Here is a 25,840-nt window from a genome sequence, read left to right on the forward strand (position 1 = left end):
CTGTTGTCTACTAATCTTTTATCCTTACCCTTAGTTTTATCTAATCTATAACAAATGTTTTTCCTTCAATGGCCAGTTCGGTTGCCGGAAATACAGAACGGGCTTCATCAAGCAATTCATTCAAAGTTTTATATCTGGCCGAAAAATGACCGATCAGCAGCTTTCGTGCATGTGTTTTCAGGGCAATTTCTCCTGCTTGCAAAGCTGTGGTATGGTGAGTTTCCTTTGCCCTATCCAACATATCATTTAAAAAAGTGGCCTCGTGGTAAAGCAATGTAACTTTATCTATTTGTTTAAAATATTGTTCATTATACAATGTATCTGAACAATACGCATAAACCTTAGGCTCATCAGAATCAATAGTTAAAGTATCATTCTTGTATATCACACCGCTTGCAGATGTATAATCATTCCCTTTTTTAAGTGCAGTATAATATTCAACCGGGATCTTTAACTCTTCCAGCTTTTCCTTTTTCAGCTTACGCAAGCGTTTCTTTTCCCTGAAAAGAAAACCAGTACAAGCAATACGGTGATCAAGCGGTATAGTTTCTACCGTAATATCATTATTGCTTACAATTACCTCTGCCTTTTGAGCATCAGTGGGAGTAAATTCTAATGGAAACTGTAGTGTTGTTTCGGAATATTTTAATTGCAGATCAATGATCTCTTTTAAATGAGGCGGGCCAAAAAGATAAAGTGCCTTTTTACGTCCGTTAAGATGCATGGATGATAGTAAACCTACCAACCCGAGATAATGGTCGCCATGAAGATGGCTTATAAATATATGATCGATACGGCTTGCTTTAACATCAAAACGCAGCATTTGCTGCTGGGTACCTTCACCGCAATCAATTAAGTATAGGCGCTCATTAATATTGAGCGCCTGTGAAGTAGGGTTTCTGTTAAAAATGGGTGTTGCAGAACTGCTCCCCAGTATTGTTACCTCAAATTTCATACAGGGTAAACAATCATAGGTGTTATCTTGCTTCTTTTTTCAGCTCTTTTTCAATCTCCTCCATGAAAATAAGATCGATACCTTCTTCGGCAGTTGGTACAATGTTCAGCACATTATCCAATTGCGAAATAGTTACCAAACGGGCTACCGCATCATTTAAGCCTGCCAGGATAAATAAACCTGTGGCATTTTTACATAAACGGTGACCAACCAGCAAGCTGCTTAACCCTGAGGAGTCGGCAAATTTTACCTGTGAAAGATCAAGAATTATATTTCGCTGACCCTCAGTATTGATCAATATCAACTCCGATTTTAGTTGAGGCGTAACTAATGAGTTCAGTTTCGACTCATTAAGCTTCACTAAAATATACTTCTCGTGCTTATCGACAGTGAATTTCATTCTTCTTATTGATTATTAGAAAGCTAAGATAAGATTATTTTACTTGTAATTAAAAATTACAAACTACTTAGTGCCAGTTTAATTCCAGACTCGACTCTGTTCAGAACGTTTTCATTATCAGGCTTCTCAAATTTTTCTCCGATTATCTGTTCGTATAATTCAATATAACGTTCTGATATTGATTTTACAATATCGGCAGTCATAACAGGTACTACTTGACCGTCTTTACCCTGGAATCCATTCTCGATAAGCCATTTCCGCACAAACTCTTTTGAAAGCTGTTTTTGAGCCTCACCTTTTTGCTGGCGTTCCTCATAACCTCCCTTGTAGAAGTACCTTGATGAATCGGGTGTATGAATTTCATCAATCAGATAAATCACATCGCCTACCTTGCCAAACTCATATTTGGTATCTACCAGTATCAAGCCTTGCTTGGCTGCTATTTCAGTGCCGCGTTTAAACAAAGCTTTAGTATAGACTTCCAATTTTGCATAGTCATCTGCAGAAACAATATTCTGTTTCAGTATTTCAGCCTTTGATATGTCTTCGTCGTGCCCAACAGATGCTTTGGTAGTAGGTGTTATAATAGGCTCAGGCAGTATATCATTCTCTTTTAAACCTTCTGGCAGGCTTTCACCGCAAACTTGTCTCTTTCCAGCACTATATTCTCGCCATGCATGGCCGGCCAAATAACCACGAATTACCATTTCAACCTTGAAGGGCTCACAAATCCGACCAATTGTAACGCTTGGATCCGGAACCGATATTACCCAGTTAGGTACAATATCAGCCGTAGCTTCTAAAAAACGGGCTGCAATTTGATTCAGCACCTGCCCTTTGTAAGGAATTGGTTCTGGCAATACTACGTCAAAGGCCGATATCCGGTCTGTAACCACCATGGCCAGGTATTTATTATCAATAGTGTATACGTCACGTACCTTGCCTTTATAATAATTCGTTTGACCAGGTAAATTAAAATGTGTTTCTTTTATTGCGTTCATTCTTTATTAGTATCAAGTAATTAGCATCAAGTAGTAAGTATCCCCTTTTCGAAAATTAATAGCATCAAGAGTCTTGATACTTGATACTTACTACCTGATACTAAAAACCTATTGTATATCTCCGTAGGCTTCCAGTATTTTACGTACCAGTTTGTGCCTAACTACGTCTTCACCGCTCAGGTAAACTATTTCTATTCCTTTTATATCTGTTAGTATGCGCAGGGCTGTATGCAGACCCGACTGTTGTTTTTTGGGCAAGTCAATCTGCGTTACGTCACCTGTAACAATAAACTTAGCCGATGGGCCCATACGGGTCAGGAACATTTTCAATTGCATATCCGTAGCATTCTGTGCCTCATCCAAAATCACAAAACAGTTATCGAGTGTACGGCCACGCATAAATGCAAGCGGAGCAATTTCAATAGTACGGTTCTCCAGGTAAAACTTCAGCTTTTCGGCCGGAATCATATCATCAAGCGCGTCATACAACGGCCTTAGGTATGGATCAATTTTCTCTTTCAGGTCACCAGGCAAAAATCCAAGGTTCTCCCCTGCTTCCACCGCAGGCCTTGTTAAGATGATGCGTTTGATTTCCTTATTTTTTAAAGCACGAACAGCTAAAGCTACGGCTGTATAAGTTTTACCCGTACCGGCAGGCCCAATGGCAAAAAGTATATCGCTCTTGTTTATACTATCAACCATTTTACGCTGATTGGCCGTACGCGCCTTGACCATTACGCCATTTGGCCCGAAAACAATAACCTCACCACTGGCAAATTTATCAGTTGTCGTTTGATCTGCCGATGGCGCAGCGTTTGCCTTTGACCCAAGTATTCGTTCAAGGTCGGTAATATTCAGGTTTTCGTATTTCTCTACATGTTGCAGCAAATGATCGAATTTTTCCTGAAAAATATTCAGTTCGTGATCATCACCCAGAATTTTAACTTCGCTGCCACGTGCAACTATTTTAAGCTTAGGATATTGTTTCTTAATGATCTCAAAATGATCATTATTTGGCCCCCACAATACTGCCGGATTTACGTTTTCAATTGATAACTTTAGTTCGTTCAATACTAATTTGATTTTTTAGTTACAGATTTTTATGAATTAAAAATTGAATATTTGTAGCTTCAAATGCTACTACAAGATTAGCAATAAATATTATAAAATTAATGGCAATAATAACATTAACTACTGATTTGGGCGATAAAGACATTTACCAGGCTGCATTAAAAGGCAGCATTTATAAATTGTTGCCTACAGTGAATATTGTTGATATTACCAACAGCGTTGCCGCATTTAATGTGCAGCAGGCAGCATTTATATTAAAGAACAGTTTTTATTACTTCCCCGAGGATACTGTACACCTTATAGGTATTGATACCGTTTATAACGACCATACGAAGTACCTTGCTGTAAGATACAAAAAACATTATTTTGTTGGTGCCGATAATGGAATTTTTTCATTAATGTTTGATACTGAGCCGGAAGAAATTGTAGAGATCAATATTATGCAGGATCTCAAGTTTCTGCATTTTCCATTGGCCGATATTTTTGTTAAAGCTGCCTGCCATCTCGCACAGGGAGGTAAACTAAGCGAGATTGGCCTGCCAGTGCATGACATCGAAAACAAAATGAATTTACAGCCGGTTATTGAGAAAAACCTGATCAAAGGAGTGGTAATTTACATAGATTCGTTTCAAAACGTGATTACAAATATTACTAAGGAGTTTTTCAACAGCGTACAGCAAGGCAGGCGTTTTGTATTAAACTTTAAACGGAACGAAACAATCAACCACTTGAGCTGGCATTACAACGAAGTGCCTGTGGGCGAAAAGCTTTGTTTATTCGGCATAAGTGATCACCTTGAAATAGCTATAAACAAAGGAAACGCGAGCGGTTTATTAGGCCTCAATCTTAACGATAAGGTGATCATTGAGTTTCAATAATTATGATGAAAAAAGTTTTATTCCTTACTATAATCTGTTTTTTAAGTACTGATTTACTGCACGCCCAAACAAACGCACAGGTAAGTGCCGATTCTATTGCCTACCAACTGCAGCGAAAAAAAATAAACAGCATGCTGGATACACGCAAACTAAGGTTTGGCCAGTATGAACAAAGTTTAAATGATCATACAGGTATATTTGGCCTGCAAACCAAAAATGATATACGCCGGTCAAACGATATTTTGATGGATATTGTTAAAACCGATGATAAAATTTATAAAGAACTCAAAATATTACTTGAATACAGGGCTTTTCAGCAAAGGCAAATTCAAAGCCATTCTAAAGAGGCCGAGAGCATAAACCTTGGTTATATGAGCGTTATCAATAAACTAAGGCATCAAAACGACCTGTTAAAAGCCGAGGCGAAAAAGACCGCCGAAGAAAACCAAAGCAACAGGCGTATTTTTATTTTGGTGATCGTTTTCATGTTTGCGTCAATTTTATTTCTAATTAGCAGAAAAAGTAAAGTTAAGGTGTAATTTTGCGCCCTTAACTATAAACGTATAAATGGCAAGAGGACGACTGAATAGTGGCGCTAAAGCTGAAGCAGAATTACCAAAAGCAAAAATAAACAGGCAGAGTTTACAAAACATTCGTAAACTGCTCAATTACATAAAACCTTACAGAGGCAAATTTATAGCCGGTTTGATATTTTTGTTTATATCAAGTTTAGTTGGTCTTGCATTTCCTAAAATATTAGGAGCTCTTATTGATGCTGCTCAGGGTAAATATCCTAATAACTATTTACCTCATAGCCTAAATGCTATAGCCCTTGCTGGTTTTTTATTGTTGTTTGGGCAGGCATTTGTTTCATTTTTCAGGGTAGTTTGGTTTGTGCAGGTAGCCGAAAAGTCGCTTGCCGATATCAGGCGCGATACCTACTTCAAGCTGATCACCTTGCCCATGAACTTTTTTGCCAACCGCCGTGTTGGTGAATTGAATAGCCGCATATCTGCTGACTTATCGCAGATACAAGATACCTTAACCACTACATTTGCTGAAATCATCAGGCAGTTAGTGATCATGGTGGGCAGTGTTATTTTGTTAGCGGTGGTATCTATTAAGTTAACACTTGCCTTATTGGCCATATTGCCGTTTTTAGTAGCTTTTGCTGTATTTTTCGGAAGGTTTATACGTAAACTTTCACGTGAGGCCCAGGATAAACTGGCCGAATCAAACACCATTATTGAAGAAACCCTCCAGGGCATAGCCAACGTGAAAGCTTTTGTTAACGAAGCTTATGAAGCTACCCGTTACGATAAAATTTTACGTGCGGTAGTAAATATTGCTGTTAAGGGTGCCAAATTCCGCGGTGTATTTGCGTCGTTCATCGTGTTTTGCCTGTTCGGAACTTTTGTGGGCGTAATATGGTATGGCTCAGTATTGGTGAGCAATCATGAAATTTTGGTTGGTGATTTAACCACCTTTATCATGTACTCCATATTTGTTGGTGCAGCCATGGGTACCTTTCCCGACCTGTATGCCAATTTGCAAAAAGCAGTTGGTGCCAGTGAAAGGGTGTTAGAAATACTGGCCGAAAATGGCGAGGATATTTCTATGGTGGATACTAATAACAAGATAGAACAACAAATTAAAGGCGACCTCGCCTTTGAAAATGTAGTATTTGCCTATCCTTCTCGTTCGGAATTGACTATTTTAAAAGGCATCTCCTTTAATGCGGCAGCAGGGCAGCGTGTGGCCATTGTGGGGCCAAGCGGTTCGGGCAAATCAACCATGGCATCGCTCATATTACAATTTTATCACCCGCAAAATGGTATCATCAAATTTGATGGTAAGCCTGCAGTTGATTTTTCTATTACCGACATTCGTAACCAGGTAGCCATAGTACCACAAGATGTAATGCTTTTTGGCGGAACCATATTAGAAAACATTGCCTACGGAAGATTAAACGCATCAAAAGAAGATATTATACAAGCCGCCAAGAGAGCTAATGCACATCAGTTCATCGATTCTTTCCCTGAAGGTTATGAAACTGTTGTTGGTGAACGCGGTGTTAAACTATCAGGTGGTCAGCGCCAGCGCATAGCCATTGCAAGAGCCTTATTGAAAAACCCTTCTATATTAATATTGGACGAGGCTACCTCTTCACTTGATTCAGAATCGGAAAGATTAGTTCAGGAAGCACTGGAAGAACTGATGAAAGATCGTACCTCTATCATTATCGCGCATCGATTGTCGACCATTCGTGAAGCTGATAAGATCATTGTGCTTGAAAAAGGCGAGATCATTGAAAGTGGCAGCCATGTGGAGCTTATCAGCAATGAGCAGGGGCTTTATCGCTATTTGAACCAATTGCAGTTTGACGCGCAAAACGGTTAGTCATTATGTAATAACTGGTTTGGAAGTTAAATATATTTTGTGATCGTGTATTTCGCAAATTCGCATCATCCAAATCAGTATATTACAATCGTAAAGTGCTGCAATAACAAGGCATAATTTGAAGTTTAAATTAACGTACAACGTAATACGTAACACGTACAACTTAAGGAGCGTACAACGTAAGGGATGAAATTAACTATACACGGGGCAGCCCGCCAGGTAACCGGGAGCATGCATTTGCTGGAGGTTGACCGATATAAGATTTTAGTGGATTGCGGGTTAGATTATGAGAAAGATCGCAGTATTCAGGATAATGAGAATTTCCCGTTCAGGCCTGAGGATATTGATGTGGTGATACTTACCCATGCTCATATTGATCACTCAGGTAACTTACCTACATTGATCAGACTTGGCTTTAACGGCCAGATACTGTGCACCCCACCCACTGCCGACCTTACTGAGGTATTATTGCTTGATTCGGTTAGTATACTCATGAACAAGGCAAATAAAGGCAACAGAAGGCGTGGTAAGGGCAAATTCAATTCGGGAGGCGGAGCGCAGCCATTATATCTGCAAAAACATGTAATGGACGCTGTTGATCGTTTTGTTACCATTGGCTTTAACCGTCCATTTCGCATTAATGGGAATATCGAGCTCACATTTATCCCAGTGGGTCATTTGCTTGGTGCAGCCGCTGCTGTATTAAAAATAACCGAAAATGGTGAAGAAAAATCCATCGCGTTTACTGGAGACATTGGTCGTAAAAATTATCCGGTTTTAAATGACCCACAGGCTTTGCCACCGGTTAATTATCTTGTTTCTGAATCAACCTACGGAGGCCGTTATCATACTAAGGATAAATCTGTTGAACAAACCCTCATTGAGGTTATTGATAAGGCTTGTGTAAGAGAACAAGGACGTTTAATTATTCCAGCATTCAGCATAGGCCGTACCCAATCGTTGGTTTATTCACTTAATAAAATATTTAGCGAAGGCTTGTTGCCGCCAGTAAAAGTTTTTGTAGATAGCCCTATGGCTACCATGGCTACGGGTATTTTCAGAAAGTACCACAGCCTGGTAAATCAGGACGCTCAGGATTTTTATAAAGATAAAGGCGACGAATTTGAGTTTGATAACCTAACTTATGTAGAAAACCTGAAAGACAGCCGACAGATCTCTAATTACTATGAGCCCTGCATCATTATCTCTTCCGCAGGGATGCTGGAAGGCGGCCGGATACAGGATCATCTCTTTTATAACATTCAAAATTATTACTGTACAATCCTCTTTATAGGCTATTGCGCTAAAGGAACCCTTGGCCATCGTTTATTAAGGGGCGATTCTATTGTACATATTAAAGATCGTGAACTGGCTGTTTATGCCACCATTAAACAAACAGATGTACTAAGTGCCCATGGAGATCACGCCGATCTGATGGAGAACGTAAAACAACAGGATAAATCAATATTAAAAAATGTGTTCCTGGTGCATGGTGAAGATACTTCCATGCAATTACTTGCCGCCGATCTGGAACAGAATGGCTACCCAGTTACCATACCCGAAAAAGGTGTAGCTTATATCTTATAGATATTAAACTCAAAACAAAACGGCCCGAATCGATTGATCCGGGCCGTTTTGTTATACAATAAAATGTTTGCTTATTTCTTAAAATGATCAATGATCAAATTAGCAAGCTCCACTCCTATACGTTCCTGAGCTTCATTAGTGGCAGCGCCAATATGTGGGGTAAGGGAAATTTTAGGGTGTTTCAATATTTCCTCACGAGGAGTTGGCTCGTTATCGAAAACATCAAGAGCAGCAAATGAAACCTGTCCACTGTTTAAGGCATCAACCAAGGCCAACTCGTCAATCAAACCTCCGCGTGAAATATTTACCAGGCCAACACCTTTTTTAGTTTGAGCTAATTCCTCAGCACCTAAAAGAGCTTTGTCACTAAATGGTGTATGTAAAGTAATAAAATCAGCAGTTTTAATGATTTCGTCTAACGTTGAAGTTTTAACAGACACTTTTACAGTTGTACCACCGCCTAAAACAATATCAAGCTCTGGGTTAAAATCAAAAAGATCATAAGCTAAAACATCCATACCTACGCCGATAGCAATTTTAGCTACCTCACGGCCAATACGGCCAAAGCCTACAATACCTAAAGTTTTGCCACGCAATTCAATACCTTTTGCATAAGCTTTTTTCAGGTCGTTGAATTTTGTGCCACCCTCAACCGGCATTTTACGATTGCTGTCAGGTAAAAATCTTACAGCGCCAAATAAGCTTGCAAATACCAACTCAGCAACTGATAATGAAGAAGAGGCTGGTGTGTTATAAACGCTTAAACCTTTTTCCCTGGCATATTCAACATCAATATTATCCATGCCAACACCACCACGGCCTATCACTTTTAAGTTAGGACAAGCATCAATTAATGCTTTGCGAACCTTAGTAGCGCTACGAACGGTAATAGCATCGTAGTTTTGTAATTTAGCAGGCAATTCATCCTGCGGAATATTGTTAGTATCAACAAAAAAACCGGCATCTTCCAAAAGTTTCTTTCCAATTGGATCTATACCATCGTTAGCTAATATTTTGATCATTCTATTTATAGTTTAGCCCCCCGGCCCCCTAAAGGGGGAGTTTTAAAACTTACCTCTAAAGGTACCGGAGGTTATTAATTTTTTTAGTTCCCCTTTTGGGGGTAAGGGGCTACTTATTTTTTTCAGCAAACTCCTGCATAACATCAATCAGCACATAAACGCTGGTTATTGGCAATGCGTTATAAATTGATGCTCTGAAACCACCAACACTTCTGTGGCCTTTTACGCCTACTATTCCTCTTTCATCACATAGTTTAAGGAAAGCTTTTTCATGCTCAGGATTTTCAGCTACAAAGCAAACATTCATATGTGAACGGTCTTCAGGAACACAAACACCTTTGAAGAATGGGTTGCGGTCAATTTCATCATATAAAACTCTTGCTTTAGTAACGTTTTCCTGCTCAATTGCTTCAACGCCACCTTTAGCTTTTAACCAGCGCAGGGTAAGCATAGATACATATATTGCAAAACAAGGAGGCGTATTGTACATGGAACCACCTTCAATTTGCGTTTGATAGTTAAACATAGCAGGGATCTTACGATCAACTTTGCCTAAAATATCATCCTTAACAATTACAAGGGTTACACCTGCGGGGCCCATATTTTTTTGAGCGCCTGCGTAGATTAAACCAAAATCGGCAACGTTAACTTTACGGCTAAATATATCTGAAGACATATCGCAAACAACCGGTATTGGTGACGAAGTAGGCAATTCCTGTAATTGGGTACCATAAATGGTATTGTTTGACGTGATATGGAAATATGCAGCATCAGCAGGAATAGTGTAGTCTTTAGGAATATATGTAAAGTTGCTCTCTTTTGATGTTGCAACAATTTCCACTTCGCCAAAGTACTTAGCTTCTTTTAAAGCTTTATTGGCCCATACGCCTGTTTCCAGGTAAGCCGCTTTACCTGTAGATGGTAATAAGTTATAAGGAGCCATAGCAAATTGCGTGCTGGCACCACCTTGTAAAAACAATACCGAGTAACCTTCAGGAACATTAAATAATTCCTTTACCAACTTCACAGCTTCATCTAAAACTGCCTCAAATTCTTTTGAACGATGCGAGATTTCCAACAATGACAATCCTGTACCATTAAAATCAATTACCGCCTCAGCCGCTTGTTTTAAAACTTCGTGAGGTAAAATGCCCGGTCCGGCACCAAAATTATGTTTCATATAGTTAACAAATTGTAGGTTCTGATTACGATTAGGAACTTCGTATTTAGTTGGGCCGAAGTTAGTTAATTTGACAAAATATATAGAGATTATTTGCATTTTTTGAAAAAATATACAATTAATCAACAAAAAGCCTTTTGATTGCAAATTTTAAATTAATACTACTTAGTTGATAGTGTTAATTACGATTGTAATAACTTTTCAGGATATTTTAGATTGGAAATAGTGGCCGGCGGGTTGGCCGACGAGAACACTGCACTGCCTGCAACAAACACATTTGCACCAGCATCAACCAATTTAGTGATGTTGTGCTGATCTACCCCACCATCAACTTCAATCATCAGGTTGGGATTTTTCTGCAGGCTCAGCTCTTTAATGTCATTGAGTTTTTTGTAAGTATTCTCAATAAATTTTTGTCCGCCAAAACCAGGATTTACCGACATAATGAGTACCAGGTCAAGATCGGCAATGATATCCTGTAACAACGTTACCGGTGTGTGCGGATTAAGCGCTACTCCTGCCTTACAACCTAACTCCTTAATGGCCTGTACCGTTCTGTGCAAATGCGGACAAGCCTCGTAATGAACAGTAATGCGATCAGCACCGGCATCCTTAAAGGCTTTCAGATAGCGGTCTGGTTCAACAATCATTAAATGCACATCAAACGGTTTGCTGGTATATTTTCTCGCAGCGCTCATTACCGGGAAACCAAAGGATATATTAGGTACAAACATGCCATCCATAATATCAACATGGATCCAATCGGCTTCGCTTTTATCAAGCATTTCCAGATCACGTTGAAGGTTAGCAAAATCTGCAGCTAAAATTGATGGGGCTATTAAGTGGTTCATACGCAAATATATAAAACCTACCGTCTGCTTGAGATGAGAGTTAATAAATTTAATGTAAACTTTTGGGATTGTCGTGTATGAGCAGGGCCTTTAGATATTTTCCTGATATACAAAGCTCCTGAATATCATAAGGAGAAACGGTAACCTTTTTGAGAGAAGAAAGAACTAATCGCAGTTAAGCAAGAGATCGTAGTACTTTTTCATCAGTACAGTATCATAGTTCACAAGAGAGCTATAAGCCTCTGAAACCAATTCATTTAATATAGATGAGCCAAGCTGACCTCCTCCGTTCGGGATGGAGTCATAGTATATAATTAACTCTTTTACTCTTATAATTTCATATAGCAACAGCTGCACCAGATCGGTTTGCGAGCCCGATTGTATCCCATGCGGATTGCTGTTGAGAAAATCTAAAGGATCATTAGTAGAAGGAGTCATTTTATTTTCAAGCAGGATCGGACTTTATGGTTTTATCAACTATCTGTTAACTACAATAAAGTTCAATTAAGGCTGTTTTGTTTTACTTTATATGAAAAAAACTTAAAGCAAAAAAGATTATAATAACAAAACCCTCGGTATGAGGGTTTTGTTATTATAATTTATCAAAATTAATTTTCAGCCTTTGGAGACTCCGGCTTAGGTAGTAACGCTTTTCTGGAAAGTTTTAATTTACCTTGTTTATCAACATCAAGCAATTTAACTCTTACCTCATCACCAACTTCAAATATACCGTCCATTTTTTCAATACGACGGTGATCAATTTCTGAAATATGCAATAATCCATCTTTACCAGGCATAATTTCAACAAATGCACCAAACGGCATAATTGATTTTACTTTACCTTCATATATTTCGCCTACTTCAGGTTTTGAAGCAATGGCGCGGATACGTGATAAAGCCTGGTCGATAGATGCTTTATTATCAGCGAAGATCTGAACGATACCCTGATTGTCTTTCTCTTCAATAGAGATGGTAGCACCAGTTTCACGTTGCATTTCCTGGATAATTTTACCACCGGGCCCGATAACTGCACCAATAAATTCTTTATCAATTTTAATGGTAACAATACGCGGAGCATGAGGTTTGTAATCCTCGCGTGCTTGTGTAATGGTTTTAGCCATTTCACCTAAAATATGTAAACGACCATCTTTAGCCTGGTTTAAAGCGTTGGTTAGCACTTCATATGATAAACCATTGATCTTCAAATCCATCTGAACAGCAACAATACCGTTAGCTGTACCGGTTACTTTAAAGTCCATATCGCCTAAATGATCCTCGTCGCCAAGGATATCAGAAAGGATAGCATATTTAGTACCCATCTCGTTGGTGATCAATCCCATCGCGATACCTGATACCGGTGATTTGATTTTAACACCTGCATCCATCAACGCCAATGTACCTGCACAAACTGTAGCCATTGATGATGAACCGTTTGACTCCAGGATATCAGATACGATACGGATAGTGTATGGATTTTCATCCTCTGACGGCAATACTTGTTTCAATGAACGCATAGCCAGGTTACCATGGCCAATTTCACGACGACCAGCACCCCTGTTAGGACGAACCTCTCCGGTTGAAAAACCAGGGAAATTGTAGTGTAACAAGAATTTTTGGTATCCGTTGATAAATGCGCCGTCAATCATTTGCTCATCATCTTTAGCACCTAAAGTAACGGTAGTTAATGATTGAGTTTCACCACGGGTAAATACTGCAGAACCGTGAGCAGATGGCAAATAACCAACCTCGCTCCAGATAGGGCGAATTTGAGTAGTGCTACGGCCGTCTAAACGTTTACCTTCATCTAATACAAGGTTACGGATAGCATCATACTCCACATCGTGGTAGTATTTTTTTGCAAGGAATTTAGTAACATCATCAATCTCACCTAAAGTAGCGATGTATGTATCACGAACTTCTTTGAATTTAGCAGCACGTTCGTCTTTTGCAGATGCAGAAGAAGCAATGGCATAAACCTGATCATAAGTAGCAGCGTAGATAGCTTTTTTAAGATCTTCGTTGCTGTTTTCATGGCTGTAAACACGTTTTTCAGTTTTACCAACCTCAGCAGCTAATTCCTTTTGAACTAAACACTGTAATTTTATAGCGGTGTGTGCAAATTTAATGGCCTCAACAAGTTCGGCTTCCTGAATCTCTTTTGATTCGCCTTCAACCATGTTAATGTCATGCTCGCTACCGGCAACAATAAACTCTAAAGTTGCTTTTTCAAGCTGGCTTAAAGTTGGGTTAATTACTAACTGACCATCAATTTTGGCAACACGAACTTCAGAGATCGGACCATTAAAAGGAATGTCAGAAACAGCTAAAGCTGCTGATGCCGCTAAACCAGCAAGGCAATCAGGCATAATATCTTTATCTGCAGATATTAAGGAGATCATTACCTGGGTATCAGCATGATAATCCTCAGGGAACATTGGACGCAAAGCGCGGTCAACCAAACGGGAGATCAAAACCTCATAGTCTGATAAACGTGCCTCACGGCGTAAAAAACCACCTGGTATACGACCAGTGGCAGCGTATTTTTCCTGGTAATCAACAGAAAGAGGTAAAAAATCAACTCCTTCTTTTGCTTCCGGTGATGATACAACTGTAGCCAATAACATGGTATCACCCATTTTTATTACTACAGAACCATCAGCTTGTTTGGCCAATTTACCGGTTTCAATCTCAATGGTGCGGCCGTCACCTAAATCGATAACCTTTTTAATTACGTTTAAACTCATCTTTTTTTGTTTGTGATGCACTTTTCATCTTTCGGAGCGCATCGGTTTTATGTGTGTGAATATTGTTTCAAAAGTAAAAAAGCCATCCGCTTACAGGATGGCTTTTAAATAAAAAAAGTGAGATTTACTTAATGATATCCCTTAGCTGTAACGCTTTGATGATAGCACGGTATCTTTCAATGTCTTTTTTGTATAAGTAAGCCAATAACGCACGGCGTTTACCTACTAATTTTTGAAGCGATAACTGGGTTGAAAAATCATGTTTGTTTTTTTTCAGGTGACCAGTTAAATGTGCGATACGGGTTGTAAATAAAGCTACTTGTCCTTCTGCAGAACCTGTGTCTGTAGCTGATTTACCGTGTTTTGCAAAGATCTCTGCCTTTGCTTCTTTACCTAAATACATTACTTGAATAATATTAAAGCGTGAATGATTAATTAATTGAGGTGCAAAGATAGCGTTAGTGTTTGATATATGCAAACAGTTTTAAGGAAGTTACCGCATACCGTATTTACCTAATTACCAACCCAACTTTTATAAATAGCGGCTTGCAAAGCATCAGGGTTTGCTATAGGTGTTATGCGAAAAGTTTTCTCAGTTTTCTTTCCTAAAATTATAGTAACATCCTGCTTATAAACTCCTTTTTGCAAGGTTAGTAAAAGTTCATCTCCCTCTTTTTTTGAAGCCAGCGTTTGATTAAGCAACTCAGGTGATGCCTTTGCTCCATTAATAGCCAATACCTGGGTACCGCTCTTTATATTTTTATTTGAAGCAGGTGATTGCTGTTCTACTGAAGTTATGATGAGGGTATCATGTTTTGACTTTAAATTAAGACCGGCCCAGGCATTAAACACAGTTGTTTCAGTAGTATCAATTTTAAGTCCGCCGTATGCAAAATATTTTGGATAATCTGGAGGTTTTACGGTTGATGCATATTCAAACAATTCGGGCAGAGGCCTGCCAGCCATTTTTTCGCACTCATTCCTAAACTCCTGCTCCGTAAAGCCTCGTTTTAGCTGTTTATAATATTTATAATAAAGCAAACGCATTACATCATCAAGCGTTTTTTTATTTTGTGTATAATGGCGAATGCTAAAATCAAGCATTAACCCAAGCACAGGCCCCTTATCATAGTAAGAAATAGTTTTGTTAACCTCGTCATTCACGCGCCCGTTAGGCCCATCGTTCCAGGTATTGTAACTGGCTTGTGTAGCTGATTGATAAAAATGCCCGGGTTTGTTTTCATAATTTTGAATATTACCCTGAAAATCTTTCAGCATATCTTCATCTGTCATTAAACCAGCTCGCCTAACTATCAGATATTCATAATAAACCGTAAGACCTTCAGACACCCAAAGCATATTAGTGTGGTTTTCTTTCGAGTAATCAAATGGCCCAAGTTCAACAGGCCTTATACGTTTTACATTATAATGGTGAAAATACTCGTGTGCAATAAAATTATATAGCTTTTTACGGGCCTCCGGTGAATTAAAGCCCTCCCCACCGCTAAAACTAAGCGACGATGAGTTTAAATGCTCTATTCCGCCGCCGCCTGCACCTATAGATAAAAAGGTATAATGCGTATACGGTATCTCACCAATGATATTACTTCCTGTTTCTACTATTCTTTTCAAATCATCCATAAAGCCCTGGCGGTCAAATGCCGGCAATTTATAACCAATAAAGTTATGAGGCTTATTATTTACGGAAAATGGAGGCAGTACTTCCAGGTTACCCATCAAAAAAGGACTATCATATAGTATATCAAAACTATCCGCTTTATACACATGATATTTACCGGGTATGGTATCTAACCCGGTCGCCACAAGATCTGTCCATTTGCTATAGGGCTTCATTTGTACAGTTACCGGGTGTTGTAACTCCTGGTCAAGATACATGAATAATCCACCCGGAGTGATGTATCCCCTTGTTTCATCAAGATACACATTACCTACAAAAGCAACGGTTGCCTTTACGTCATAGGATACTTTAACAGCACCTGAATTATTGCTGTAAACACGCCAGGTGTTTTTTGAAGATTTTTCCCATTTTACGGCAGCGCCATTATCACCGGTTACACTGAAGTTTTGAACCGCACCCGCAAAATCAATTATTTGGTAATACCCAGGCGTCCAGGCACACATTTTAAAGTCGAGTATTTTCCCGGGTACCTTGCTGGTTAATTCTACATGATACATGTGCTCAGCCGCTTTTTCCATTGTAACGGAGTATTGCATATTCACACTTTTTTGCTGAGCAAGTAAATTAAGATGTGTTAACAGTAAGGCCAATAAGGATACCTTAAAAAGTATTTTCATATGAGTGATCAGTTATGTTTCCAATATATGAAAAACCTGTAGATGTACAGTTTATCAGCCATAAAAATAACAACCGACGTAATCAACCATTATCCGGGCAACCTAATTAACAACTCCTTATATTTGCCTCCATGGATATCCCTGTTTATAGCACCTTTGAAACCGAATTTCGTGTACGCCCTGATGATATTGATATGTTTCAGCACGTGCATAACAGCAAATATTTTGATTATGTACTGGCTGCCCGGTATGATCAGATGGAACGCTGCTATGGTATGGCGATGGAAAAATTCATGGAGCGCGGCTTTGGTTGGGTAGTACGTGTAGCCCATGTTGATTACAAACGCGCATTGGGCATGGGCGATTATTTTATTGTAAAAACAGGTATTGAAACCATCAACGAAAAAGGATGCAGGGTAAAATTCAGTTTAAGCAATAAAGCAACTGGCAAGGTTTGCTGCGATGGCTATTTTGATTATGTAATGATAGATATGGCAACTGGTCGCGGTGCTAAAATTCCGGAAGATATTATTGAACATTATTTGGTATAATAATGACTTTTGTCTGAATCAGAATTTACGGAATAAACATTAACTCTATAAATTCTCAAATTCTGATTCAGGCAAATTATAGTCTATTTCTTACTCATCACTCCTTCGCATCTGTAATAGTTGTAATAAAAGAATAGAAAAGCGATTGTAAAATTTAGCGGTATCAGAATCCACAACAGGTGAAACATGATTACCCAGAATAGCACTATGAACAATCCCATGATCCATTGCAGATACCTATCCATATTGAGGCCAAACCAGTATAATAAACAATGAAATAGCATGATTATACTTAAACCTGTCAATAATAATTCTAAAGCTATCAGGGGGCTAAATCTGCTGAAAAGCCAAACACTCTCGGGGAGCAACAATAAAAAGTAAACGCCTGTAAAATTTAAGAATAATTGGAGCCTGCGGTAGGGCAAATTCCGCGAAAAGCCAAGAAAGGTTTCCTCAAAACGCCGCTCCTCAAATACCAAAACAATATGGGCCGTAACCACGGCTAACATAGCTATACCAGCCACGCGTAAATCGGTTTTAACATCATCAAACAGATAAAACACACCAGTAATTATTAACCATGATAAGCCTTTAGTAATAAAATAAGGCACCTTTTTATTATCGAAGATATGATAGATGTACAAACTAAAATAAGGTTTACGCCAATTGCCGCTTAACCTCAAAAGCCAGGATTGGTTGCTGCCATCAACCAGGCGATTCAAGACACGTACATATAATAAGGCACTGCACCAAATAGTACTTATCAAAAACATGATAATGACAACCGGGAGGATATAATAATGATGGCTTACCCCTACAGCAATAGACAGCAAGGCATAAATAATAACGGGCATCATAATAACAGCCTGCGCATAACTCCAGGATGTAAGTTGCTTAGTCCTGCTTAAGGCAGTGCTGCTGTAAAATAAAAACTGTTTATCGGCTGTAAAAAATTGCGCGGTAACATAATGCCAGCTTTTAAAGATATACATTAACCACACCACCATAACAAGACCTAACATAACGGTACTGCTCGTCATCCCCAGCATTAATGATTGATGATACGTAAGCAGCATATTACCGGGTACACAACCTACCATTATAAAAAATACGAAAAATAAAATACCTGCGTGTACCTGATAAAAACTACCTGCAAATACTTTGATCAATATTTTGGTAAGTGGCTGCTGCATTAGCATATAAACTTTAGTGTTTGCTCCTCAACCAAAAGTTCTTGAGCTATTGGCAGCTCAGCATGTTCAAGGGCCTGGTGCGATGATAACAGAAAGCTTGTACCCTCTTGGTTATAACGTTCGGCTATCCAGCCATTCAGTATCTTTAATGATGCCACATCAATGGTAATCAGGGGTTCATCCAGCAAAATCAATCTGGGCTTGCCCATAAACGCCAACACCAATGATAGTTTTTTAAGCATCCCGCTTGAATAGGTACCAACTGGCCTATCAACATAGCTCTGCATTTGCATAGTATTGATATAATGCTGCTCCTGTCCTATTGGCGCATCTTTGGCCTGAGCAAACAGCGCTATCAATTCCTTACCGGTTAAAAACTCCGGAAATACAGGTTCGGCTTCGGCAAAGTTTACCAGTTTACGATAGGCTACCGGTTGTTTTTTAATGCTGATGCTATTGTTAAGCAAAATATCGCCTTCAAATGCCAGTATACCCGCTATCGATTTAAGCAAAGTGCTTTTACCTGATCCATTAACTCCCTTTATCCAGTATATGCCAGGATTAATAGTCAATTTATCAACTGTTAATGCAGGAAAACCTCCATATAATTTTTTAAAGTTTACAAACTGCAGCATGGATAATTTGATAATAAAAGGCAGGCTATGTTACAAACAAAAAAGACGCGATATGCGTCTCTATAATTAATTAAAAATCTATAAATTCTGAATTGAGCATCCCATATCCGAATTAAATCGCTCCTTCAATCAGTAAGCTATAAAACTCGCCCACATCCATCCCGGCAGCCCGTACCTGTTGAGGTATAAGACTATTGACCGATTGCCCCGGAGTGGTATTTACTTCGATAAAATAAAAATCATTAGTACCTTCTAACAAGATGAAATCAATACGAACCATACCTTTACAATTGAGGCGACTATAAACCTCGGTAACGATGCGGGCAATGCGCTCATTCTGCTCGTTAGTTAAATCGGCTGGGGTTACTTCTTCAGTTATGCCAGATGTATATTTTGCCTCATAGTCAAAAAAATCTTTGGAGGTGATGATCTCAGTAGCAGGTAAAACGGTTATTTTACCATGCAAACGGGCAATACCTATACTAAATTCACGGCCCTTAATAAACTCTTCAACCAGGATCTGTTCATCTTCATGAAATGCTTTCTTCAACGCCTCGGGTAAGGTTGCTACATTATACACCTTACTCATGCCTACGCTGCTGCCACCATTATTAGGTTTTATAAAAAGCGGAAATTTTAACGTGGCAGCTATTATAGCCACGTCATGCATATCTTTTTCAAACAAACGCATGGAATGTGCCGTATGCAAACCATGTATACCGTTCACCAAAGTTTTGGTGTAGGCCTTGTTCATGGTAATGCCCGATGTGGTGGCATCGCAGGTATTATAAGGGATACCCAGCATATCAAAGTACCCTTGTAATTTACCATCCTCTCCAGGAGTACCATGAATGGTGATAAAGGCAAAATCAAATTTGATTTTTTCACCCTGCAACGTGATCGTAAAATCGTTCTTATCTACATCTATCAACCCATTCTCTGATTCGTGAAACCACCGGTCGCGGTTTATGTATATGGTGTAAACCTTGTATTTTTCTTTTGATAAACTGGCGGCTATGTTTTTGGCACTGTTTACAGATACCTCGTATTCGCCAGTAAAACCACCGGCTAAAAGGGCTATATTTTTAGTTGTCATATACTTATTTGTGTTCGGAAGTAGCTAAAATGAGTAAACCCCGAAAGTAAAATCTTTAAACTTAATAATTAAATAATAGGTAAGATAAATTTTATAAACAGCTGATTCTTTACTCCAATTGACTAAAGGCCATCAACTTTTAACTACCCAGGGATTTTCTAACTTTCAGACTTCCCCCTGTCCAAATCCAAAATAATCCTTATGTTTGATACTTATTTTGACTGTTAATATCCTTATATACTTCAATGAGCAAATTTGGGGCTTACTTAAAAACAAAATCATTTCGCAATAATATTATAATGGCTATTATCACTGTAATAGTCGTAGTTTTAATAGCCTTTTATAGCCTGGGGTATTACACCAATCATGGCACAGGAATACCGGTACCTAAGTTAAAGGGGCAATCCATCGAGCAGGCTACAAATTTGTTAAAGCAACAAGGCTTTGATTATAAAATTGACTCTGTTTATGTACAGGATATAGCACCGGGAACCGTTGTTGAGCAGGACCCTGATGCGGGCACAAATGTAAAAGAAGGCAGGGTCATTTACCTTACCATGGTTACCCTTTTGGCTCCTAACATTTCCCTTCCAGATTTGGAACAAAGCAGTTATCGCGAAGCTATCGCAACCTTATCAAATTATGGTTTAAAAGTTGGTGATACAACCTATAAATCTGACATTGCCCGGGATCGTATTCTGGAAGTTCATTTTGCAGGTAAGGTGATCAAAGCCGGCACCAAGATACCTAAAGGATCACGTATAGACCTGGTTTTAGGCGATGGTGAAGGTGCAAGCGAAGTGGAGATACCAGAGCTGATTAACCTTGATCTTGATGCGGCAAGATTTGCTATAAAAGGCTCCGGATTAACCATAGGAACCATTACCTACCAGGGTTCCATTACAGATTCTACCAATGTAGTTGTAGTTTCACAATTCCCAATGAAAACTGACTCGTTAAGTAAAACAAGCATTGGTACCCGGATAAACCTTACTGTTACACAAGGAACAAAAACACCTGATGCCCCAGCAAATTAATGCCACCGAATTGCTTACCCGATTAAACAACGGAGAGCAATTAAAATTGATAGATGTGAGAGGCCCAATTGAGTTTCACACCTATAACATAGGTGGAACTAATATTCCTTTGCCAAAATTAGAGCAAGGTATAGATGAATTAAATTATAACAAAACAGACGAGATCATCGTTATCTGCAAAGTTGGGTTAAGGAGTAAAACCGCACAAACTATATTGGAGCAAAATGGTTATCAAAATGTTAAAAATTTAGCAGCCGGTTTAGTTGCCATCCAAAAAATAAAATAATTACCAAACATTCTATTTATCATGACTGAACAAAAAGCACCATCAAAGGGTATATTAAAAAAATTCATCATAGCCCTGGTGCTCGTTATAATTGTATTACTGGGCTTTACAGCAGCAAATTACTACTTTAAATACTTTGGGCCCAACGTTACCGACAAGCAGGAATACCTATATATTCATACAGGTGCAACCTATGATGAGGTATTGAAAACCATTCAACAACAGGAAATGGTTAAAGATACTGCCTCATTTAACTGGGCAGCGGTTAATATGAATTACGTAAAAAGAGTAAAGCCGGGTAGGTATCGTTTGCACCCGGGTATGGGTAACCGTAAATTTATTAATATGCTGGCTTCGGGTACCCAAGAGCCTGTTCAGCTTGAATTTCATGGATTAAGGCAAAAAGAACAGTTTGCCGGTTTTGTATCGAAAAAAATTGAGGCGGATTCGGTTTCAATCATTCGCCTGCTTGATTCTGCAAGTTATGTTACCCAATACGGTTTTACTACAGATAATGTGTACACCATGTTTATGCCTAATTCCTACCAGCTTTACTGGAATACATCCGCTGATAAATTTTTTAAACGGATATATGCCAATTATGAAAAGTTTTGGACACCCGAGCGTAAACAACAAGCTGCAGCAATCAATCTTACACTTCCCCAGGTTTCAATTTTAGCCTCCATTGTTGATGCCGAAGCGTTACATGATGAAGAAATGCCTATAGTTGCCGGTTTATACCTGAACAGGCTTAAAAAAGGCATTAAACTGGACGCCGACCCTACCGTGATCTTCGCGTTGAATGATTTTACCATCAAGCGCGTATTAAACCGTTACCTTTCATACAATTCGCCCTATAATACTTACCTGCATACCGGTTTACCTCCGGGTCCTATCATGATGCCGTCAGTTAATGCTGTAAAGGCGGTACTTAACTACCAAAAAAACGATTATTTATACATGTGCGCCAAAGCCGATTTCTCTGGCTACCACGCTTTTGCTACCAATGTTGCTGATCACTTAGTGAACGCTCATAAATTTCAGCAGGCACTTAACGATAGAAACATTAAGCGATAATGTTTGAGCATACAACTAAGATAAGGGTAAGGTATGGTGAAACCGACCAGATGGGCTACATGTATTATGGTAACTATGCCGAATTTTATGAAGTTGGCCGAGTTGAGATGCTCAGGAGCCTGGGCTTAACTTACAGCGGCATGGAACAATCAGGTATTATGATGCCCGTGCTGGAACTAAAATGTAAATACTTAAAACCTGCGCTTTATGACGAGGAAATAAGTGTTAAAGTAATCATGGATAAGATGCCGGGCATACGAATACATTTCCGCTATGAGTTGAGTAATGAAAAGGGAGAACTCATTAACCAAGGAGAAACCTTATTGGTATTTATTAATATGACCACAAACCGTCCTTGTCTTCCTCCCCAGGATTTCATAGATAAATTGGTACCATTTTTTGAGTAAATTTGGTATAAATGAAATGGTTACATCATTTTTTGCTTCAATTTAGGTTTTACAGATACTTAATTGACTGGACAAAATACATAATACTTCCCGGCTTTCGCCCCCTACCGCTATATACTGTTATTGATTTTTTCATCAAAGAGATCACTAACAGTTCGTTGGTTAACCGGGCGTCTTCACTGGCCTATAGTTTTATGCTGGCTATATTTCCGGCCACCATCTTTCTGTGCACACTTATCCCCTATATACCTATAGATAATTTTCAGAAGGAGTTATTACGCATACTGGCCAACATAATGCCTACAAATGCGTATTTAGCCTTTAAAGACACCATTGTAGATATCATCAAGAATCAAAATGGCAAATTATTATCCTTTGGCTTTTTAACAACCCTTTACTTTGCTACAAATGGCGTAACTAATCTCATGAAGGCATTTAATAAGTCATCATTGATTACTGATAAGCGTAGCTGGTTAAAGAGACGGGGCGTTGCTCTATCACTTACTGTAGCCATTAGCTTTGCCTTGATCATAGCCATAGGTATTTTGGTAGGCGGACAAGCTATCATTAGCTTCATCAAGCTTCACTTTGCCAGTAAAAATACTTTCTGGTTTTATTCCATACTTTTTTTACGCTGGGTGGTGAGCTGGTTGGTTATTGTAATTATATTTTTTGTCACCGTATCTGTTTTATACCGCTATGGCCCGGCGCATAAAAAAAGGTGGAAGTTTATTAATCCCGGATCAATTTTAGCAACTGCATTGGCCGTGCTAACTTCGTTAGGGTTTTCATATTATATCAATAATTTCTCTTCCTACAATAAAGTATATGGCTCCATCGGAACACTGATTGTGGTGATGATCTGGATGTACCTAAACTCATTAATTTTGCTCATCGGTTTTGAATTAAACGCCAGTATTGAGCTTTCCAAACGAAATATCAGGATCGTAAAACCTCGTTTTAACAGCTTTCGGAGTAAAAAAACAGACCATAGCAAAAATTAAGCCACTGATAGTCAAATGTTTATTTCTTAACATAAACTAAATAAAAAAAAAGCATATTCAAATTTGGTAATTCAGTTCGGATTTGTACTTTTGTCGCCGGAGAGCTGGCAGAGTGGTCGATTGCGGCAGTCTTGAAAACTGTTGAACTGTGAAAGGTTCCTGGGGTTCGAATCCCTAGCTCTCCGCACTTTATTAAATAAAAAGCAAAAAGGCCGTAAAACTAAGTTTTACGGCCTTTTTGCTTTAGAGGAATAACCAAAACAAGCCAAATAATCGCAAACTTCTGGTGACCTAATCGGTGACCTGATAAAATGACATTAGAAAGGTCACCAGAACGCTTATAAGTAACTGAATAACAATATGTTCGTAAAATCAACATATTGACTTCAGCCAGTTAACTACTTATTTTTATTTACTTAAAGCGATATTTGATGAACAAATTTTTGGATTTCTATTTACGTTAAAAAGGCAAAACAAACACATGCCTGAACTACCCCTATTTACCTGTACGTAATGATTGACGGAGGACGGGTTGAAATATCTACTAAACGCTACATCGAGCCACATAAATGGAGTTCGGATGCCCAAAAGGCATTCGTTCGACCGCATGCATAAATCTCTTAACGAGTACTTAAAGACTTTGGAGCATCAGGTCTACAACGTTCACAAAAGAATGATTGAAAACCAGTTGCAACTAACAGCGGCCAACCTTAAAGAACATCTGCTTTTCGGTGAAAAAAAGACAAATATTAAAATGCAGATCCCAATCTTCAGAGACCATAATAATCGGGTCAAGGCTTTGATAGGAAAAGAATTTACTAAAGGTACTTACGACAGATATACGACCAGCCTGAAGCATAAGCAAGATTTTCTATTGTGGAAATACGGTTTCAGCGATATTGATATTAAGCAAATAGATCATGACTTTGTTGCATCTTATGACCTTTACCTGCGTTCGGAAAGAAACTGTAACAACAATTTGAGGGTAAAGTATCTTAAGAACTTTAAGAAAATCATTTTAAGTTGTATAGCTAATAGGTGGATAGATAAAGATCTGTTTGCAAAGCACAAAATGAAAGTTAAAGAAGTACAGCGAGATTATTTAAACACAGAAGAGCTTCAAGTTCTGGCGACTAAAACACTGGTAAATAACAGGATATCTTTAGTAAGAGATATATTTTTGTTTAGCTGTTACATGGTTTAGCATACGCTGATGTCAAAAAGCTCAAGCGGTCTGAAATTGTCATGGGTTTGGATGACAAACAATGGGTTCACACAAGTAGACAGAAGACCGATACGGATTCCAAAATTCCTTTACTTCCGGCCGCACTTACATTGATAAAAAAATACATAAATGATCTGAAGTGTATACATGACGGTCTAATCCTACCTGTGCTTAGCAATCAAAAAATGAATAGCTATTTAAAAGAAGTGGCTGACATTTGTGGTATAAATAAGGAACTGACTTACCATATCGCTATACATACTTTCGCTACTACCGTAACATTTTCTAACGGTGTATCAATAGAAAGTGTATCAAAAATGTTAAGACATAAGAATATTCGCACTACCCAGCATTATGCCAATATTTTGGATAAAAAAGTAAGTGAAGATATGATTGAGCTTAAACGAAAATTAGCTTTATATCAAAATCCAAACTTGATGTTTCTTATTCTGTTTATCAACACTGCGAACGGCTTCATATTACTGTGGAACGAAGGTGAAAAAAGTACTTCACTATATACAGCTTACGTAATGGGATTCAGTAGGTTATTTAAAGATCTCATCGATCAGGCAAGGCATGCCGGTTATCATACATCACTCATTATGCTTTTCTTAGATCGATCCAGCATTCACCGAGGCGCGTTGCCTTTAGGAGTATAGAACTAAATGATCTGATGATCAGCGGTATTAATATCAGGCTTAATTTTAACGAGAGTTAAAAAACTTTGTGCTATATTTCTTTTACTTTGATCAGAGTGATTTTGTCTACATCGTGATAACCGGCATTAATAAACTGATTATGAGTTTTACCCGTTCGGAACTGATCGCTTATCGTGCCAATGAGTATAATGCCCGCAAAAGTTCGCGCAATTTTCGTTTCAGTAACAGCGGTTGAATGAAAAAGCTTTTTCGCTTATCATGGCAA

General features: G+C 38.6%; 27 protein-coding genes and 1 tRNA gene. 14 read left to right on the top strand and 14 right to left on the bottom strand.

Features of this window, described 5'->3' with window-relative positions:
• Positions 1-40: 40 nt before the first annotated feature.
• The 4 genes from QWZ01_RS08060 to QWZ01_RS08075 all read right to left on the bottom strand — a co-directional run bounded on the left by QWZ01_RS08060 (position 41) and on the right by QWZ01_RS08075 (position 3,427).
• Positions 41-955, bottom strand: a complete 915-nt coding sequence (locus QWZ01_RS08060) for a ribonuclease Z (RefSeq protein ID WP_290322791.1) — start codon at positions 953-955, stop codon at positions 41-43.
• A 22-nt stretch (positions 956-977) separates the two neighbouring features.
• Complete coding sequence (locus QWZ01_RS08065; RefSeq protein WP_076378832.1) at positions 978-1,355, bottom strand: STAS domain-containing protein; 378 nt, start codon at positions 1,353-1,355, stop codon at positions 978-980.
• Positions 1,356-1,411: 56 nt separating this feature from the next.
• Positions 1,412-2,356 (bottom strand): phosphoribosylaminoimidazolesuccinocarboxamide synthase, encoded by a 945-nt coding sequence (locus tag QWZ01_RS08070; RefSeq protein ID WP_290322792.1) that lies wholly within the window; start codon positions 2,354-2,356, stop codon positions 1,412-1,414.
• A 108-nt stretch (positions 2,357-2,464) separates the two neighbouring features.
• A complete protein-coding gene (locus QWZ01_RS08075; RefSeq protein ID WP_290322793.1) occupies positions 2,465-3,427 on the bottom strand; it encodes a PhoH family protein in 963 nt (320 codons plus the stop codon).
• 101 nt (positions 3,428-3,528) lie between these two features.
• On the opposite strand from QWZ01_RS08075, the gene QWZ01_RS08080 reads away from it, so the two are divergent.
• The 4 genes from QWZ01_RS08080 to QWZ01_RS08095 all read left to right on the top strand — a co-directional run bounded on the left by QWZ01_RS08080 (position 3,529) and on the right by QWZ01_RS08095 (position 8,292).
• Entirely contained in the window at positions 3,529-4,305 is a 777-nt protein-coding gene (locus QWZ01_RS08080; RefSeq protein ID WP_290322794.1) for an SAM hydrolase/SAM-dependent halogenase family protein, read from the top strand.
• Positions 4,306-4,307: 2 nt separating this feature from the next.
• Positions 4,308-4,844 carry a hypothetical protein gene (locus tag QWZ01_RS08085; protein ID WP_290322795.1) on the top strand — a complete coding sequence of 179 codons (537 nt, stop codon included), beginning with the start codon at positions 4,308-4,310 and terminating at the stop codon, positions 4,842-4,844.
• Between the two features lie 28 nt (positions 4,845-4,872).
• Positions 4,873-6,705, top strand: coding sequence for an ABC transporter ATP-binding protein (locus QWZ01_RS08090; protein ID WP_290322796.1), 1,833 nt, complete (start codon positions 4,873-4,875; stop codon positions 6,703-6,705).
• Between the two features lie 186 nt (positions 6,706-6,891).
• Positions 6,892-8,292 (top strand): MBL fold metallo-hydrolase, encoded by a 1,401-nt coding sequence (locus tag QWZ01_RS08095; RefSeq protein ID WP_290322797.1) that lies wholly within the window; start codon positions 6,892-6,894, stop codon positions 8,290-8,292.
• A gap of 71 nt (positions 8,293-8,363) precedes the next feature.
• On the opposite strand, the gene QWZ01_RS08100 is transcribed toward QWZ01_RS08095, so the two are convergent.
• The 7 genes from QWZ01_RS08100 to QWZ01_RS08130 all read right to left on the bottom strand — a co-directional run bounded on the left by QWZ01_RS08100 (position 8,364) and on the right by QWZ01_RS08130 (position 16,405).
• Complete coding sequence (locus QWZ01_RS08100) at positions 8,364-9,314, bottom strand: D-2-hydroxyacid dehydrogenase (RefSeq protein WP_290322798.1); 951 nt, start codon at positions 9,312-9,314, stop codon at positions 8,364-8,366.
• A 109-nt stretch (positions 9,315-9,423) separates the two neighbouring features.
• Positions 9,424-10,494: a 3-phosphoserine/phosphohydroxythreonine transaminase gene (serC, locus tag QWZ01_RS08105; protein ID WP_290322799.1), complete on the bottom strand. Its 1,071-nt coding sequence runs from the start codon at positions 10,492-10,494 to the stop codon at positions 9,424-9,426.
• 182 nt (positions 10,495-10,676) lie between these two features.
• Entirely contained in the window at positions 10,677-11,345 is a 669-nt protein-coding gene (rpe, locus tag QWZ01_RS08110) for a ribulose-phosphate 3-epimerase (protein ID WP_290322800.1), read from the bottom strand.
• 165 nt (positions 11,346-11,510) lie between these two features.
• Entirely contained in the window at positions 11,511-11,783 is a 273-nt protein-coding gene (locus tag QWZ01_RS08115; RefSeq protein WP_290322801.1) for a hypothetical protein, read from the bottom strand.
• Positions 11,784-11,953: 170 nt separating this feature from the next.
• Entirely contained in the window at positions 11,954-14,089 is a 2,136-nt protein-coding gene (pnp, locus tag QWZ01_RS08120) for a polyribonucleotide nucleotidyltransferase (protein ID WP_290322802.1), read from the bottom strand.
• A gap of 124 nt (positions 14,090-14,213) precedes the next feature.
• A complete protein-coding gene (gene rpsO, locus QWZ01_RS08125) occupies positions 14,214-14,492 on the bottom strand; it encodes a 30S ribosomal protein S15 (RefSeq protein WP_112571906.1) in 279 nt (92 codons plus the stop codon).
• A 110-nt stretch (positions 14,493-14,602) separates the two neighbouring features.
• Positions 14,603-16,405, bottom strand: a complete 1,803-nt coding sequence (locus QWZ01_RS08130; RefSeq protein ID WP_290322803.1) for a M61 family metallopeptidase — start codon at positions 16,403-16,405, stop codon at positions 14,603-14,605.
• Between the two features lie 131 nt (positions 16,406-16,536).
• On the opposite strand from QWZ01_RS08130, the gene QWZ01_RS08135 reads away from it, so the two are divergent.
• Positions 16,537-16,956 carry an acyl-CoA thioesterase gene (locus QWZ01_RS08135; RefSeq protein WP_290322804.1) on the top strand — a complete coding sequence of 140 codons (420 nt, stop codon included), beginning with the start codon at positions 16,537-16,539 and terminating at the stop codon, positions 16,954-16,956.
• An 83-nt stretch (positions 16,957-17,039) separates the two neighbouring features.
• On the opposite strand, the gene QWZ01_RS08140 is transcribed toward QWZ01_RS08135, so the two are convergent.
• The 3 genes from QWZ01_RS08140 to QWZ01_RS08150 all read right to left on the bottom strand — a co-directional run bounded on the left by QWZ01_RS08140 (position 17,040) and on the right by QWZ01_RS08150 (position 19,880).
• Positions 17,040-18,149 carry a hypothetical protein gene (locus QWZ01_RS08140; protein ID WP_290322805.1) on the bottom strand — a complete coding sequence of 370 codons (1,110 nt, stop codon included), beginning with the start codon at positions 18,147-18,149 and terminating at the stop codon, positions 17,040-17,042.
• Positions 18,149-18,784, bottom strand: coding sequence for an ABC transporter ATP-binding protein (locus QWZ01_RS08145; RefSeq protein WP_290322806.1), 636 nt, complete (start codon positions 18,782-18,784; stop codon positions 18,149-18,151). Before QWZ01_RS08145 ends, QWZ01_RS08140 begins: the two co-directional genes overlap by 1 nt.
• 112 nt (positions 18,785-18,896) lie before the next feature.
• A complete protein-coding gene (locus tag QWZ01_RS08150; RefSeq protein WP_290322807.1) occupies positions 18,897-19,880 on the bottom strand; it encodes a D-alanine--D-alanine ligase in 984 nt (327 codons plus the stop codon).
• 299 nt (positions 19,881-20,179) lie between these two features.
• Here QWZ01_RS08150 and QWZ01_RS08155 point away from each other — a divergent pair, with 299 nt between their 5' ends.
• The 9 genes from QWZ01_RS08155 to QWZ01_RS08195 all read left to right on the top strand — a co-directional run bounded on the left by QWZ01_RS08155 (position 20,180) and on the right by QWZ01_RS08195 (position 25,575).
• Positions 20,180-20,917, top strand: a complete 738-nt coding sequence (locus tag QWZ01_RS08155) for a PASTA domain-containing protein (protein ID WP_290322808.1) — start codon at positions 20,180-20,182, stop codon at positions 20,915-20,917.
• A complete protein-coding gene (locus tag QWZ01_RS08160; protein WP_290322809.1) occupies positions 20,901-21,203 on the top strand; it encodes a rhodanese-like domain-containing protein in 303 nt (100 codons plus the stop codon). The genes QWZ01_RS08155 and QWZ01_RS08160 overlap by 17 nt, the downstream gene beginning before the upstream one ends.
• A 21-nt stretch (positions 21,204-21,224) precedes the next feature.
• On the top strand, positions 21,225-22,280 hold the full coding sequence (gene mltG / locus QWZ01_RS08165) for an endolytic transglycosylase MltG (protein WP_290322810.1): 1,056 nt from the start codon (positions 21,225-21,227) through the stop codon (positions 22,278-22,280).
• Positions 22,280-22,687 carry an acyl-CoA thioesterase gene (locus tag QWZ01_RS08170; protein ID WP_290322811.1) on the top strand — a complete coding sequence of 136 codons (408 nt, stop codon included), beginning with the start codon at positions 22,280-22,282 and terminating at the stop codon, positions 22,685-22,687. Before mltG ends, QWZ01_RS08170 begins: the two co-directional genes overlap by 1 nt.
• Positions 22,688-22,698: 11 nt before the next feature.
• On the top strand, positions 22,699-23,691 hold the full coding sequence (locus tag QWZ01_RS08175; protein ID WP_290322812.1) for a YihY/virulence factor BrkB family protein: 993 nt from the start codon (positions 22,699-22,701) through the stop codon (positions 23,689-23,691).
• Between the two features lie 98 nt (positions 23,692-23,789).
• Positions 23,790-23,876, top strand: a tRNA-Ser gene (locus tag QWZ01_RS08180).
• Between the two features lie 319 nt (positions 23,877-24,195).
• Positions 24,196-24,306: a hypothetical protein gene (locus QWZ01_RS08185; RefSeq protein WP_290324592.1), complete on the top strand. Its 111-nt coding sequence runs from the start codon at positions 24,196-24,198 to the stop codon at positions 24,304-24,306.
• A gap of 58 nt (positions 24,307-24,364) precedes the next feature.
• On the top strand, positions 24,365-24,895 hold the full coding sequence (locus tag QWZ01_RS08190) for a phage integrase SAM-like domain-containing protein (RefSeq protein WP_290322813.1): 531 nt from the start codon (positions 24,365-24,367) through the stop codon (positions 24,893-24,895).
• A 41-nt stretch (positions 24,896-24,936) separates the two neighbouring features.
• Positions 24,937-25,575: a site-specific integrase gene (locus QWZ01_RS08195; RefSeq protein WP_353959391.1), complete on the top strand. Its 639-nt coding sequence runs from the start codon at positions 24,937-24,939 to the stop codon at positions 25,573-25,575.
• Positions 25,576-25,840 lie beyond the last annotated feature (265 nt).

This window comes from Mucilaginibacter aquaedulcis, from assembly GCF_030409325.1.
Lineage (GTDB): Bacteria > Bacteroidota > Bacteroidia > Sphingobacteriales > Sphingobacteriaceae > Mucilaginibacter > Mucilaginibacter aquaedulcis.

Coding starts and splice junctions, on each gene's coding strand:
- QWZ01_RS08060 (WP_290322791.1), bottom strand. CDS start 955: ATGAAATTTGAGGTAACAATACTGGGGAGCAGTTCTGCAACACCCATT.
- QWZ01_RS08065 (WP_076378832.1), bottom strand. CDS start 1,355: ATGAAATTCACTGTCGATAAGCACGAGAAGTATATTTTAGTGAAGCTT.
- QWZ01_RS08070 (WP_290322792.1), bottom strand. CDS start 2,356: ATGAACGCAATAAAAGAAACACATTTTAATTTACCTGGTCAAACGAAT.
- QWZ01_RS08080 (WP_290322794.1), top strand. CDS start 3,529: ATGGCAATAATAACATTAACTACTGATTTGGGCGATAAAGACATTTAC.
- QWZ01_RS08085 (WP_290322795.1), top strand. CDS start 4,308: ATGATGAAAAAAGTTTTATTCCTTACTATAATCTGTTTTTTAAGTACT.
- QWZ01_RS08090 (WP_290322796.1), top strand. CDS start 4,873: ATGGCAAGAGGACGACTGAATAGTGGCGCTAAAGCTGAAGCAGAATTA.
- QWZ01_RS08095 (WP_290322797.1), top strand. CDS start 6,892: ATGAAATTAACTATACACGGGGCAGCCCGCCAGGTAACCGGGAGCATG.
- QWZ01_RS08100 (WP_290322798.1), bottom strand. CDS start 9,314: ATGATCAAAATATTAGCTAACGATGGTATAGATCCAATTGGAAAGAAA.
- serC (WP_290322799.1), bottom strand. CDS start 10,494: ATGAAACATAATTTTGGTGCCGGACCGGGCATTTTACCTCACGAAGTT.
- rpe (WP_290322800.1), bottom strand. CDS start 11,345: ATGAACCACTTAATAGCCCCATCAATTTTAGCTGCAGATTTTGCTAAC.
- QWZ01_RS08115 (WP_290322801.1), bottom strand. CDS start 11,783: ATGACTCCTTCTACTAATGATCCTTTAGATTTTCTCAACAGCAATCCG.
- pnp (WP_290322802.1), bottom strand. CDS start 14,089: ATGAGTTTAAACGTAATTAAAAAGGTTATCGATTTAGGTGACGGCCGC.
- rpsO (WP_112571906.1), bottom strand. CDS start 14,492: ATGTATTTAGGTAAAGAAGCAAAGGCAGAGATCTTTGCAAAACACGGT.
- QWZ01_RS08130 (WP_290322803.1), bottom strand. CDS start 16,405: ATGAAAATACTTTTTAAGGTATCCTTATTGGCCTTACTGTTAACACAT.
- QWZ01_RS08135 (WP_290322804.1), top strand. CDS start 16,537: ATGGATATCCCTGTTTATAGCACCTTTGAAACCGAATTTCGTGTACGC.
- QWZ01_RS08140 (WP_290322805.1), bottom strand. CDS start 18,149: ATGCAGCAGCCACTTACCAAAATATTGATCAAAGTATTTGCAGGTAGT.
- QWZ01_RS08145 (WP_290322806.1), bottom strand. CDS start 18,784: ATGCTGCAGTTTGTAAACTTTAAAAAATTATATGGAGGTTTTCCTGCA.
- QWZ01_RS08150 (WP_290322807.1), bottom strand. CDS start 19,880: ATGACAACTAAAAATATAGCCCTTTTAGCCGGTGGTTTTACTGGCGAA.
- QWZ01_RS08155 (WP_290322808.1), top strand. CDS start 20,180: ATGGCTATTATCACTGTAATAGTCGTAGTTTTAATAGCCTTTTATAGC.
- QWZ01_RS08160 (WP_290322809.1), top strand. CDS start 20,901: ATGCCCCAGCAAATTAATGCCACCGAATTGCTTACCCGATTAAACAAC.
- mltG (WP_290322810.1), top strand. CDS start 21,225: ATGACTGAACAAAAAGCACCATCAAAGGGTATATTAAAAAAATTCATC.
- QWZ01_RS08170 (WP_290322811.1), top strand. CDS start 22,280: ATGTTTGAGCATACAACTAAGATAAGGGTAAGGTATGGTGAAACCGAC.
- QWZ01_RS08175 (WP_290322812.1), top strand. CDS start 22,699: ATGAAATGGTTACATCATTTTTTGCTTCAATTTAGGTTTTACAGATAC.
- QWZ01_RS08190 (WP_290322813.1), top strand. CDS start 24,365: ATGATTGAAAACCAGTTGCAACTAACAGCGGCCAACCTTAAAGAACAT.
- QWZ01_RS08195 (WP_353959391.1), top strand. CDS start 24,937: ATGGGTTTGGATGACAAACAATGGGTTCACACAAGTAGACAGAAGACC.